This is a genomic window from Qipengyuania sp. S6317L1 (assembly GCF_023015615.1).
Classification (GTDB): Bacteria; Pseudomonadota; Alphaproteobacteria; order Sphingomonadales; family Sphingomonadaceae; genus Erythrobacter.
Genome location: NZ_JALKAJ010000002.1, coordinates 1300384 through 1313344, shown reverse-complemented (window position 1 = coordinate 1313344; position 12961 = coordinate 1300384). Strand labels below are relative to the sequence as shown.

The following is a 12961-nucleotide window of genomic DNA, read 5'->3' as shown; positions in this document are numbered from 1 at the left end:
GCCTTGGCCTTGGCCTCTGCCTTGGCTTTGCGCTTGGCTTCTTCGCGAGCGTGTTCTCTGGCCTTTTGCTCAGCTTCGCGGCGGGCCTTTGCCTCCGCTTCGCGTTTCGCCTTGGCCTCTGCCTTAGCTTTAGCCTCTGCCTTGGCTTTAGCCTCCGCTTCAGCTTTCGCCTTTGCGCGCGCTTCTTCTTCGCGGCGTTTTGCCTCGGCTTCGGCCTGCGCCTTGGCTTTCGCCTCAGCCTCTGCCTCAGCTTTCGCCTGCGCGTCCGCCGCCCGCTTCGCCGCAGCTTTCGTCCCGGCCGCGTTCGAATCATCGCCCGCGCCCGCCCGGTCAACGGGCACAAGCGTGCAGGTCCCGTCAGGCTCGATCAGCCTGAGCGAGGTGCACCTTTCAACTGTAAGCGTAATTCGGCCCCAATTGCCTAGGCTGCCGGCGTCGCGCCCGCTCCCGTTCCCACGGGGCGGCGTGTCATTGCGTAAATCACGACAATCAATCCGGTCACTATCAGCGGTATGCTTAGCCATTGGCCCATCGATAACCCAGTTTGCACCACTAAGTCAGCCAATTGTGTGTCCGGTTCGCGGAAAAATTCGTTAAAGAAGCGCGCTGCACCGATCCCGGCGACGAACACGCCCACCAAAAGACCGGGGCGAAAGCGCGCTTTGGTCTTCCAGAAGAGCAGCATCATCACGATCAGCAGCAGCAATCCTTCGAGCCCCGCCTGGTAAAGCTGGCTCGGGTGACGGGCGACTTCACCCGCGCGCGGAAACACCATCGCCCAGGGCACATCGGAAACACGGCCCCAAAGCTCGCCATTGTTGAAATTGGCAAGCCGTCCCAGCATCATGCCCATCGGCACGCTGACCGAGACATAATCGCACACGCGCAGGAAATTGAGATTGCCGCGCCACGACACCCACAGCATCGCAACGCCGACACCGATAAGCCCGCCGTGAAAGCTCATGCCGCCATCCCACATCCGCAAAAGCTTCCAGCTGACAAACCCGTCGCCTGAAAAATCGGTGAAGGCCGACGGGATGCCGGTATCGCCGCCGGTGTAAAAGGCGGCATAGCCGAGCCTGCCGCCCAGGATCACGCCGAGCGTGCAGTAGAAGAAAAGGTCATCGACGTGGCGCTGCGCCATCGGGGCGCCGGGTGTCTTGATCGCCTTTGACGTGTGCCAATAGGCAAAGATCACGCCGATCAGATAGGCCAGCGAATAGAAGCGCAGCTGGAACGAGCCGATCTCGAACAGATAGGGCCGCATCCCGAGGTCTGACCAATAGATCGGATCGACCGAGCCTGCGCCCGCAGCAAGTAGTGACAGCACGAAGGGAACCTCTTAAAGATACAGCAACGCCGGTTAGGCAAACATATTTCGAGCGGCTTGTGGCACACCGCACTCTTTACGCAAAGAGCTTTACTCAAAGCCCTTTATCGCAAAAAGGGTGAGCCGCTGCGCCATGCGGCCTACTTGCCAGGCGCGCGTATGGCGGACATGAGCCGTATCGGCCAAATTTGACCGCGCGGATCATCTGGACCGCGCGGATCATTTCGGCCACAGGGGGCAAGAAGGGGCCGCTTGGCCCGAGGGATCAATGGCACTCGCCACGCGCGAGGCAAAGAGGAGAGAGAAACGCATGGCCACCGAGCTGGACAATGCACTTGAGGCGATCATCGCTGCGCTGACCGAAGAAGGTCAGCCGTTCCACACCAGTGATTTTGAACGCGACGGCGTGACAATGCCGACCTTCACCGTTGCACCGCCTACTCTGGCGCATTTCTTCGCCCACTTCTGCAATGAACACAAGGATGTGCCTTTTATCGTCGACGGCGATCTCAGGCTGACTTTTGGCGAAGCCTATCAGGCGGCCGTATGCGTGGCCGAGGGGCTGGTCGAAGACCACGGCGTGAAAACCGGCGACCGTATCGGGATTGCCGCACGCAATTCGGCAACCTGGATGATCGCTTACATGGGCATTACCATGGCCGGCGGCTGCGCAACGCTGCTCAACGGTTTCTGGAACGGCGAAGAGCTTGCCTATGGCATCCGCCTTGCCGAATGTAAGCTGGTGCTGGCCGACGACGGACGTGCCGCCCGGCTTGAGGGCACCGATCATTCGGCAAAGATCGTGATGATCGAACACACCGCCCCGCCCCAAGGCCTTGCCAATGTCTGGAGCGTGCCGGAAAGCTTCGAAACATCGGCGGCGATGAAAATTCTCGGTTCGCTCGGCCCTGATGATCTGGCGACCATTCTTTATACCTCGGGTTCCACCGGCAATTCCAAGGGCGCCTATTCCGACCATCGCGGCGTGGTTGCCGGCATTATGAATTATGTCGCACAAAGCGCGATGGCCAAGGTCCTGCTTGAGAAAAAAGGCGAGGACGTAAGCGCGCAGCCGTGCGCTCTGGTCGCAGTGCCATTGTTCCACGTCACAGGCGCCATTCCGCTGTTCCTTCAATCCTTCGCGATTGCCCGCAAGCTGGTGTTGATGCCCAAGTGGGACGCGCTCCACGCAATCCAGTTGATGGCGCACGAAAAGGTCACCTATTTCGTTGGCGTGCCGCTGATGAGCTACGAGATCGCGACGCATCCCGACCTTGATCAATATGATCTGTCGTCGTGCAAAAGCTTTGCCGCGGGCGGTGCGCCGCGTCCGGTTGAGCACGTCACGCGCATCAAGAAAGCCTTTCCCGGCGGCTTCCCGCTTCTGGGTTATGGCCTTACCGAAACGAATGCGGTTGGCTGCGGTAACTTCAACGAGAACTATATCGCAAAGCCGGGTTCAACCGGCCGTGCCTCGCGTCCGCTGGTCGAACTCGCAATCCTCGATGATGACGGCAAGCCGGTGCCTCAAGGAAGCATTGGCGAGGTGTGCATCCGCTCCGTCGCCAATTTCCGCGGCTATTGGCGCAATGAAGAGGCGACCAAAGCGGCCTTCACCGACGACCAGTTCTTCCGCACGGGCGACCTTGGCTATATCGACGAGGACGAATATCTCTACATCGTCGATCGCAAGAAGGACATCATCATTCGCGGCGGTGAAAACATCACCTGCATCGAGGTCGAGGATGCGATCTACGCACACAGCGATATTGCCGAATGTTCGGTCTTCGGCCTGCCCGATGATCGCATGGGCGAAGTGCCGGCTTGCGTCTTCAATGTGAAGGAAGACAGCGGTCCGATGACACCGGGCGAACTTCGCGAATTCCTGCTTTCTCGCATTGCCCCCTTCAAGGTTCCGCTCGAAGAGCATATCTGGGTTGTCGATGAAGCTCTCCCCCGCCTTGGAACGCAGAAGATCGACAAGAAGCTTTTGCGCGCACAGTACACAGAGCAGCTCACTGCTGCCTGATCTGCGTCTCTTTTGCCTGACGGGGCGCGGCGCATGAGCTACTGGTCGTCATCCAGTCGCCGCGTCCCCCGTCAGCGCGCGATCTTTGACAGGCGCTCGACTACAGCTGTAGTCGATAGCTTGGTTGATGAATTTGGCGACAAGTCGCGCCCGCATGTACTTGCCGAACTTAAACGCGCTCTGGAGGCGGGGCACGCAGAGCTTGAGCAGCGCCTGACCGACAAGCCATCGGCAGGCCACGAGATCACGCTGGGCTTTGCGTTCCTGACCGATCAACTGGTCCGGGTCATCTATGATTACGTGGTGACCCATGTATTTCCGGTGGCCAATCGCAGCATGGCAGAGCGGCTTTCAGTGCTCGCGGTGGGCGGATATGGCCGAGCGGAGATGGCGCCGCATTCCGATGTGGATATTGCCTTTATCACCCCGATGAAACGCTCGCCCTGGTGCGAGCAGGTGATCGAGGCGATGCTCTATCTCCTGTGGGATCTGGGCCTCAAGGTCGGCCATTCCAGCCGCACGATCAGCGACACCATGCGCATGGCGAAAGAGGATCTCACCATCCGCACCGCCCTGCTCGAAGCGCGCCTGATCTGGGGCGATCAGGATATTTACGAGGAGCTGCGCCAGCGGTTCTGGGCCGATGTTGTGCGTGGCAAGGAGCGCGAGTTTCACGCGCAGAAGCTCGACGAGCGCGATGCCCGGCACAAGCGTATGGGCGACAGCCGCTATGTCGTCGAGCCTAACGTCAAGGACGGCAAAGGCGGTCTTCGCGACCTTCAGACACTTTATTGGATCGGCAAATTCATGCACCGGGTCGAGAGCGCGGCTGAACTGGTCGAAATGGGGCTTTTCACAAAGTCCGAATATCGCAGCTTCCGCCGCGCCGAGGGCTTCTTGCTCGCAGTGCGCTGTCATATGCACACGATCACGGGACGCGCGGAAGACCGTCTGACCTTCGATCTGCAACGCCAGGTGGCAGAGGCGATGAACTTTGCCGATCGCCCCGGCAAAAGCGCGGTTGAGCGCTTCATGCAGTACTATTTCATGCAGGCAAAGCGGGTCGGCCACCTCACCGGCGTCTTCCTCTCACAGCTTGAGGCCAACTTTGGCAAGAAGAGCGTGGCGAGCGGGTTCTTTGCAGGATGGAAAGCCAAGCCGCGCACCCTCAAGGGTTATCGCATCGAAAGCGGGCGGATCAGGGCGCCGGGCGACAACTGGTTTGCCGAAGACCCTGTGCGTCTGATCGAAGTCTTCCAGATCGCAGAGGCCGAAGGGGTCGAGGTGCATCCCGACACGATGCGCCAGGCGGACCGCGATTCCAAGCTGATCGACAAAACCGTCAGGAAAGATGCCCGCGCCAATGCGCTTTTCCTCGACCTTTTGTGCGGCCGCAAGGACCCTGAAAGCGCGCTTAGGTGGATGAACGAGGCGGGCGTCTTTGGCCGTTTCGTCCCCGATTTTGGCCGGGTCAATGCACAGATGCAGTTCGACATGTATCATCACTACACAGTCGATGAACACACGATCCGCGCCATTGGCCTGCTAAGCCAGATCGAGCGCGGCATGCTTCAAAAAGATCACCCGCGCGCCACCAAACAGATTCACAAGGTCGCCTCACGCCGCGCGCTTTTTGTTGCTGTGCTCCTGCATGATATCGGCAAGGGGCGCGGCGGCGACCACTCGGTTATCGGCGCCCAGATAGCGTACAAGCTTTGCCCGCGCTTTGGTCTGGATGCGAAAGAGACAGAGCTTGTCGCATGGCTTATCCTGCAACACCTCCTGATGAGTTCGACCGCGCAAAAGCGTGACCTTACCGACCCCAAGACGATCGAGGATTTTGTCGCCGAAGTGAAAACGGTCGAGCGGCTACGTAATCTTTCGATCCTTACCTGCGTCGACATTCGCGCAGTGGGGCCGGGCACCTGGAACAGCTGGAAGGGGCAGCTGATCGGTGAACTTTATGATGCCGCGCAAGAGCGGTTGCGTCTGGGTCACAAGCGCACCGGCCGTGCCCAGAGGGTCGCTGCGCGCAAGGAGGCGGTGCGCGAGATCCTCGGCGAAAAGAGCCATCTCACAGACGAGGTCGGCGACCTTCTGGCCGATGCGTACTGGATCGCAGAGCCTGAAGACATCATCGCCAAGAACCTTGTCCAATACGCTGTTGCGCGCGAAATTGACGACCAGTTGTCGATCCATTGCGAAGTCGATGAAGAGCGCGGCGCCACCTTGGTCAGCGTCATTGCCGCTGACCATCCGGGTCTGTTTTACCGGATCGCTGGCGGGATCCATCTGGCAGGCGCCAACATCATCGATGCGCGCATCCACACCGCCATGAACGGTTATGCGATCGACAATTTCCTTGTTCAGGATCTGAACGCTGCGCCGTTTAGCGAAGCGTTACAGATCGAGCGATTGAAGCAAGCCATTCGCGATGCGCTCCTGGCCAATGTCGAATTGGTGCCAAAGCTCGCCGCAAGGCCCCTGCCGCATTCCCGTTCCAAGACCTTCACGGTCGCGCCGACCGTCAATTTCGACAACAATGCCTCGAACCACTTTACTGTGATCGAGGTCACCGCGAGGGACCGCCCAGCGCTTCTCAACCGCCTCGCGCATTCGCTTTTCCGGTGCAACCTGATTGTCCAATCGGCCCACATTACTGCCTATGGAGAAAGCGCAGCGGATACGTTTTACGTGACCGACCTCACCGGCGGCAAGGTGACGCAGACTGACCGATTGGCGGAGATCGAGGCAATGCTGCTCGAAGCGGCGAGCGATGAACGGCAACTGGAGCTTGAACAGGCCTAGCAATCACTCCGATTGCGTTACAACGTGTTGCAAAACTTCACCGGGTCACAAAATTCGTCGCTTTCTGAGCGTTTTTCATCGGCACGGGCTTGTAAAAACCGCCGTCTGCCTAAATAGGTCCCGCAAATTGAACCTATTTGGGAGAGAAATAAATGCGTTCATTTACCTCGCTGCGTGCGTTGGCGCTTCTTGGCGCCGGCATGGTGCTTGCCCCTCAAGCTGCCTTCGCGCAAGAAACTGCCACACCCGATCAAGAAGAACAGGAGCGTACAAGCTCTCTTGATGCGATCGGCAACATCGTTGTCACCGGCACAAAAACACAAGACCCCGAGAACGTGCAGGACGTGCCTCTCGCGATTACGGCTTTCAACGCCGATACGCTCGACGCCTTCAAGGTGCGCGACGTTCAAGGTCTGACCTTCCAGGCGCCAAACGTCTCGCTCGACCAAGTCGGGACCAGCCGCGGCACCGCAAACTTCTCGATCCGTGGTCTTGGCATCAACTCGTCCATCCCCTCGATCGACCCGACTGTCGGCGTGTTCGTGGACGGGGTTTACCTCGGCATCAATGGCGGCGTCGTATTCGACATCTTCGACCTTGAAAGCGTTGAAATCCTGCGCGGACCACAAGGCGTTCTGTTCGGCCGCAACGTGACGGGCGGCGCGGTTGTCCTCAACACCAGCAGCCCGACCGAAGAGCTGAGCGGCAAGTTCCGCGTCGCTGTTGACGGACCTGTCGATGGTGGTCGTGGCGGTGAAAACTACACCGCATCAGGCGTGCTTTCGGGTCCGATCATCGAAGACACTCTGCTTTTCAAAGTGGCTGGTTATTACAACAACGACCGCGGCTACTTCAAAAACCTGTTCGACAACTCAAACTTCAGCCAGGCGGAAACCTATATCCTTCGCGGCGCTCTTGAGGCGCGGCTTGGCGACCTGACGCTGACGGGTAAGGTCGACTATTTCGATTCCAATGGCGATGGTCCAAACGGCCAGAACCGCGGTATCTTTGATCGCAACAGCTTCGATTTCGCGATCGACAATGCCGGTTTCTACGACACCGAGATCCTTACGACCTCGCTGACCGCAGAATGGGACATTGGTCCGGGCACGCTGACCAATATCTTCGGCTATCGCGATTACAGCGCGGCAACCGATGCAGATATCGATGCGACCACCGCTCCGCTGTTCCATTCGGACACGATCACCGATCAGGATCAGATTTCAAACGAACTGCGCTATGCAGTTTCGACTAGCGCGTTTGATCTGACTGTTGGTGGTTTCTACTTCGATCAGACGCTTGCCTATGACGAATCGCGTCGCATCATCAATGCGCCGCAATTCTTCGGTGGTGGCCGTCAGGATCACGAAGTGCTCGGCGTTTTTGCCAATGGCCAATTCTTCGTGACCGACGCACTTTCGATCATCGCCGGCCTTCGCTGGAGCCAGGAAACAAAAGACGCCGCAGTGACTTATGTGCGTCCGCGTCCTGAATGCTCGGTAGTTGGCGAAACCTGCCCAACGACAGGCGCCAACCCGTTCATTCCGACCGAAGGCAACGGTTTCACCGACAGCGTTCGCTTCCGCAACCTGTCACCCAAACTCGGCCTTCAGTATGAGTTCAATGACAGCCAGGTTTATGGTCACTGGACCCGTGGTTTCCGTTCGGGCGGTTACAACTTCCGCATCACGAACGTACCCGTGTTCGACCGCGCTGTTGCGGCGACCGGCACCTTGTTCTTCGACGAAGAGCAGGTCGATAACTTCGAAATCGGCGGTAAATTCCAGACCGCTGACCGCGCGCTCACACTGAACGTTGCCGGTTACGTCACCAAGATTAAGGATATGCAGCGCGAAGTGAACCTCGCTGACCCTGGCTCTGGTGTTGTACAGAACATCCTCAACACCGCGGATGCGACCATCCTCGGGGTCGAGGGCGAAGCGCAGATGCGGCTTGACGACAATCTGATCGTGACGGCCAATGTCGGCATCATCGACGCAAGCTACGACGAAGTGCTCTTCGACATTTCGAGCGATGGCGTCATCAACGATGCAGACCTTGACCTTGCCCTGCCACGTGTCCCCGAATTCACCTGGGGTGTGGGCTTCATCCACGAACTGTTCCTCGGCAACAGCGACATCGTAACCCGCGTGAACTTCCAGTATCGCGACGAGTTTGCTTACACCGACAACAACTTCGGTTTTGTTCAGGACACCAGCAACCTCGAAGCCAACATCACCTGGAACACACCAGTCGATGGCTTCAGCCTGTCGGTCTATGGCCGCAACCTGCTTGACGAAGTGCAAGTGGGCGGTGACACCCAGCTGCCATTTGGCGGTCCGTTGAGCACCGGCACGCCTCGTCCGTTTGCCGATCGCCCTGCTGGCGGCACGTTCTCGCCGCTGCAACGTGGTCGCAACGTCGGGGTTGAGGCTCTTTTCGAGTTCTAAGCTTTACTCGATAAACCAAACGCAAAAGGGGCGCTCGTCGGCAACGGCGGCGCCCTTTTTCTTTGTCTTTCGAAAGTAAATCCAGGTGCTAGTCAGCAAGGAGCAATAGGACGCTCAGCTTGTCGTCAAACCCGACGAACCCCCACTCGGTCGATCCGCCGGCGATAGGGTTCCACAGGCCGTCATAACGATTGGAGACAAGCGTCATCGTGGCGGTGTCGAACAAGCCGAAAAAGCCTTCTGCACATTCACGCGCTTGCGGCTCGCTCAGCCAGGGCTGGCTTGGGTTGGCAAGATTCTGAGTAAGCGCTTTCATCAACTCGCCCATGCCAGAGCGAGGTTCGCCTTCCGGGGCGTTCGGGTCGAGAAGCTCCCAATTGAAACCGATCTGTTTCAGGCCAAGCGTGGCGACAAGCCGGTCTGCCATCTCGCAATGGTTGCCAGTCATCGATGCGCGCGGGCCGTAAGCGAATTTGACGAGCGCGCCGCTTTCAAGGACCGGGCGCCAGCGATCTATGAAGGCTTGCGCGCCCTCACTCATCCGCGCGTACCAAACAATGCCGTGCCCACCCGCACATGGGTTGCGCCCAGTTGAACCGCGGTTTCATAATCGCCGCTCATGCCCATCGAGAGGCCCTCTACCCCGTTATCCTTCGCAAGCTTTGCGAGAAACGCAAAGAAGGGCGCTGCCTCAATATCGGAAGGCGGCAGGCACATCAGGCCGGCAACGGGAATGTCGGCGCCGCGCACTTTTTCGAGGAACTGTGGGACCTCTGCAATCGGGCACCCGCCCTTCTGCTCTTCATCCCCGATGTTGACTTGCACAAAGCACGGCACGCGCCTGCCCGTCTTTTCCATCGCTTTCGCCAGAGCCTTCAACAGGCTGGGTCGATCAAGCGAGTGGATATAATCGAACAACTCCACCGCCTCTTCCGCCTTGTTCGACTGAAGCTGTCCGATCAGGTGCAGCTCCACATCACGGTATTCTTCTCGCAATCGGGGCCACTTTCCAGCCGCTTCCTGCACCCGGTTTTCGCCAAAGACGCGGTGTCCGGCTTCCAGCAGCGGCGTGATGCATTCAGCAGGATGCGTCTTGCTGACCGCGATCAGGGTCACATCCTCGGGCTTGCGCCGCGCAGGCTTGCACATGCGGGCAATGTTGGCGCGAACACTTTCGAGTTTATCGGCTGCACTTTCCATGGGAGTGCCGCTATAGCTTGGCTGTGCGAAACTCAACTCTTCCCTTGATCTGGCTGATCTCTGACGAGCGGAATGATGACACGCTTGAGGCTTCGCTGGCCAGCCTGCCGCGACAAAGCGGGTTTATCTATCGCCACTATCACCTGCCCGGTCCGGCGCGTTGGGAGCGATTTTGCAAACTTCGCCATGCAGCGCGAGGCTTCGGTCATACGGTGATCCTTTCTGACAGCGCGATCACGGCGAAAGAATGGGGAGCGGACGGTATTTACGGGAGCCCGCGCTCGCTCTGGCCCCGGCGCGATGGCTTGCTTCACCTCGCCACCGCGCACGATATGCAAGAGCTTGGCCTTGCAAACCGGCTTGGGGCCGACGCGGTGCTTATCTCTCCGGTGTTCGCCACCAATTCCCACCCGGGAAGCGAGACGCTCGGCCCTGCGCGCTTTCGCCTGCTCGCCCGGCATTCGCTTGCACCCGTTATTGCACTTGGCGGAATGACTGCGGCGCGCGCCCGCTCGCTCCAATGGCCGCGTTGGGCCGCGATTGACGGGCTCAGCTAAACGGCCCGCAGGGCCGCAAGGGCGCCACGAATGACAGGCGCACCGCCCGCAGCAAAGCGAGGATAGCCAAATGAGCGGATGCGAATGCCGGCGCTTGAGGCCTTCCAAATAACGCTCTTGGGTTGACCGGAGTCCCGGGAGGATTCATGGTGTGTTCTCATTAATTCCCAGACAATGGAGCGCCCAATGGCGACCCGAGCAGTGAGCACCCGCAAGCCTACACAAGCAGACTGGCGCATTGGCCTTCGTCGCAGCATTCGCCGCTCGCTTCAGATGACGGGCGCCGGTGTGCTTTTGCTTGGCATGGCGTTTCTGGCGCTTGCCCTTGCCAGCTACACGCAAACCGACCCCAGCCCATCGACCGCCGCCGACCCTTCGCAGGTGAGCAACTGGATGGGAAGCTGGGGTGCATGGGCAGCGGACCGCGTGCTGTTTGCGTTTGGGCTTCCGGGCGTATTGCTCCTGCCCCTGCTTTATATTTCGGCGCGAAAATTGTGGCGCGCGGTGGAACTCGACACCGAAGAGGGAGAGCGCACCCGCTGGTGGCTTCCCACTGGGCTTTTGCTGATCGCGATGGTGCTGTTGGGCACAGTCATGGCGCTTGCCTTTGAGACATCAGCGGGATCGCTTCCGGCGCAATTGGGCGGTGTCTCGGGTTTGCTGGGTGCAGGCGCGATTGAGGCGGTGGCCTCGCGCTTTGGCGAAAGCGCATCGGGCTGGGTCACACTTGTCGCAGCGTTGCTATGCCTGGCAGGCGGCACAATCTTGTTGACCCGTATTTTCGCCATCGACTGGCGCGCGCTCATGACCCTGCCCGATTTCGTCGGAAACTCCTCTGTCGCAGGTGCAATCATGGCGCGCTTGCCCTTTGGCGGGGCGAAAGAGCCCGCACTTGCATTTGTCGATGAAGACGATGCCATCGCAGCGCCTGCGTCCAAGTCGCGTCGTCAATCCAAGGTCGAACCCAAGGACGAGCCGGCCCCGCGCCGATCGCCCGAAATCAGCGACCCGTCTGCTCCGCCCAAGCGCGCCAATCCGGCAACCAAGAAGAACCAGCGCGATATGTTCGCAAACTTCGAATTGCCGAGCCTTGATCTTCTCGCCGACGCGCCGGAGGACAACGCACCCAAGCTCGACAAGCTTGCGCTTGAACGCAACGCGCGGCTTCTCGAAAATGTGCTCGACGATTTCAACGTGAAGGGTGAAATCACCGCGGTTCGCACCGGCCCGGTGGTCACCATGTACGAATTGGAACCAGCGCCCGGCATCAAGGCGAGCCGCGTCATTGGCCTTGCCGAAGACATCGCCCGCAATATGAGCGCGATTTCCGCACGCGTGTCGCCTATTCCCGGCAAGACGGTCATGGGTATCGAGCTTCCCAACAAGGATCGCCAGATGGTGGCCCTGAAAGAACTCGCCGCCTGCGCCGACTTTGCCGATAGCAAGGGCGCGCTGCCGATCATTCTGGGCAAGGATATCGCGGGCGAGCCGATCGTCGCGGACCTTGCCGCCATGCCTCACCTGCTCGTCGCAGGGACAACCGGTTCGGGTAAATCGGTCGGCCTCAACTGTATTCTCATGTCGCTGCTCTACCGCTTCACGCCGGAGGAATGCCGCCTCATCCTGATCGATCCCAAGGTGCTCGAACTCAAAACCTACGATGATATCCCGCACCTCCTTTCGCCCGTGGTGACAGAGCCGCACAAATCGGTGCGGGCTCTCAAATGGGCGGTCGAGGAGATGGAGCGCCGGTATCGGATGATGAGCTCGATCAACTCCAGAAACCTGTCGGGCTTCAACGAAAAGGTCCGCGCCGCAGCCGCCAAGGGCAAACCGCTGGGCCGCCGTGTGCAGACCGGGTTCGACCCGGACACGGGCGAGCAGCTCTACGAAGAAGAACAGCTCGATTACGAGCCCCTGCCCCAGATCGTCCTCATCGTGGACGAGCTTGCCGACCTTATGGTCACCGTGGGCAAGGAGATCGAGATCCTGATCCAGCGCCTTTCCCAAAAATCGCGCGCGGCCGGCATCCACCTCATCATGGCAACGCAGCGACCATCGGTTGATGTCATCACCGGCGTTATCAAGGCCAACCTGCCCACCCGCATCAGCTTCAAGGTGACGAGCCGCATCGACAGCCGCACCATTCTGGGTGAGCAGGGTTCGGAACAGCTGCTTGGCAAGGGCGATATGCTCTACAAGCCTAACACCGGCGCCACGGTGCGCGTGCACGGGCCATTTGTCAGCGATGACGAGGTCGAGGCGGTGGCCGATTTCTGGCGGGCGCAAGGCGCGCCGGAATATGTCGATGCCGTCACCGAAGAGCCCGAAGATGGAGGCGGCCTCAATTTCGAGGACGATTTCACCGCATCCGACAATCCGGATGAGCGCAAATATCGCCAAGCCTGCCAGATCGTGATCGAAAACCAGAAAGCGTCCGGTTCATGGCTGCAACGTCAGATGGGCGTTGGTTACAACACGGCTGCCAAATGGATCGAGCGCATGGAGAGCGAGGGGCTGGTGGGTCCTGCCAACCACGTGGGCCGCCGCGAGATTTTCCGCGACCAAGACGGAAATCCGATCTAAA

Annotated in this window: 9 protein-coding genes; 5 read left to right on the top strand and 4 right to left on the bottom strand. The window is 59.4% G+C overall.

Features of this window, described 5'->3' with window-relative positions:
• Both MWU38_RS07665 and lgt read right to left on the bottom strand, forming a co-directional pair.
• The coding region (locus tag MWU38_RS07665) for a hypothetical protein (RefSeq protein ID WP_247271214.1) at window positions 1-341 on the bottom strand (341 nt) is incomplete at its 3' end.
• Window positions 342-421: 80 nt separating this feature from the next.
• Window positions 422-1330, bottom strand: a complete 909-nt coding sequence (gene lgt / locus MWU38_RS07660) for a prolipoprotein diacylglyceryl transferase (protein WP_247271213.1) — start codon at window positions 1328-1330, stop codon at window positions 422-424.
• Window positions 1331-1640: 310 nt separating this feature from the next.
• On the opposite strand from lgt, the gene MWU38_RS07655 reads away from it, so the two are divergent.
• The 3 genes from MWU38_RS07655 to MWU38_RS07645 all read left to right on the top strand — a co-directional run bounded on the left by MWU38_RS07655 (window position 1641) and on the right by MWU38_RS07645 (window position 8617).
• Window positions 1641-3359: a class I adenylate-forming enzyme family protein gene (locus MWU38_RS07655; RefSeq protein ID WP_247271212.1), complete on the top strand. Its 1719-nt coding sequence runs from the start codon at window positions 1641-1643 to the stop codon at window positions 3357-3359.
• A 33-nt stretch (window positions 3360-3392) separates the two neighbouring features.
• Window positions 3393-6167 carry a [protein-PII] uridylyltransferase gene (locus tag MWU38_RS07650; RefSeq protein ID WP_247271211.1) on the top strand — a complete coding sequence of 925 codons (2775 nt, stop codon included), beginning with the start codon at window positions 3393-3395 and terminating at the stop codon, window positions 6165-6167.
• A 152-nt stretch (window positions 6168-6319) separates the two neighbouring features.
• The gene (locus MWU38_RS07645; RefSeq protein ID WP_247271210.1) at window positions 6320-8617 is read left to right on the top strand and encodes a TonB-dependent receptor; all 2298 of its coding nucleotides are present in this window, start codon (window positions 6320-6322) and stop codon (window positions 8615-8617) included.
• Between the two features lie 88 nt (window positions 8618-8705).
• On the opposite strand, the gene MWU38_RS07640 is transcribed toward MWU38_RS07645, so the two are convergent.
• Together MWU38_RS07640 and MWU38_RS07635 are read right to left on the bottom strand one after the other, a co-directional pair.
• A complete protein-coding gene (locus tag MWU38_RS07640) occupies window positions 8706-9158 on the bottom strand; it encodes a hypothetical protein (protein WP_247271209.1) in 453 nt (150 codons plus the stop codon).
• Complete coding sequence (locus MWU38_RS07635) at window positions 9155-9817, bottom strand: YggS family pyridoxal phosphate-dependent enzyme (RefSeq protein WP_247271208.1); 663 nt, start codon at window positions 9815-9817, stop codon at window positions 9155-9157. The genes MWU38_RS07640 and MWU38_RS07635 overlap by 4 nt, the downstream gene beginning before the upstream one ends.
• 23 nt (window positions 9818-9840) lie before the next feature.
• On the opposite strand from MWU38_RS07635, the gene MWU38_RS07630 reads away from it, so the two are divergent.
• Complete coding sequence (locus MWU38_RS07630; RefSeq protein WP_247271207.1) at window positions 9841-10374, top strand: thiamine phosphate synthase; 534 nt, start codon at window positions 9841-9843, stop codon at window positions 10372-10374.
• 186 nt (window positions 10375-10560) lie between these two features.
• The gene (locus tag MWU38_RS07625) at window positions 10561-12960 is read left to right on the top strand and encodes a DNA translocase FtsK 4TM domain-containing protein (RefSeq protein WP_247271206.1); all 2400 of its coding nucleotides are present in this window, start codon (window positions 10561-10563) and stop codon (window positions 12958-12960) included.
• Window position 12961: the final 1 nt, after the last annotated feature.

Excerpts from the sequence above, each read along its gene's own strand:
- MWU38_RS07650 (WP_247271211.1), top strand. The coding sequence starts at position 3,393 with ATGAGCTACTGGTCGTCATCCAGTCGCCGCGTCCCCCGTCAGCGCGCG.
- MWU38_RS07635 (WP_247271208.1), bottom strand. The coding sequence starts at position 9,817 with ATGGAAAGTGCAGCCGATAAACTCGAAAGTGTTCGCGCCAACATTGCC.
- MWU38_RS07645 (WP_247271210.1), top strand. The coding sequence starts at position 6,320 with ATGCGTTCATTTACCTCGCTGCGTGCGTTGGCGCTTCTTGGCGCCGGC.
- MWU38_RS07655 (WP_247271212.1), top strand. The coding sequence starts at position 1,641 with ATGGCCACCGAGCTGGACAATGCACTTGAGGCGATCATCGCTGCGCTG.
- MWU38_RS07625 (WP_247271206.1), top strand. The coding sequence starts at position 10,561 with ATGGCGACCCGAGCAGTGAGCACCCGCAAGCCTACACAAGCAGACTGG.
- MWU38_RS07640 (WP_247271209.1), bottom strand. The coding sequence starts at position 9,158 with ATGAGTGAGGGCGCGCAAGCCTTCATAGATCGCTGGCGCCCGGTCCTT.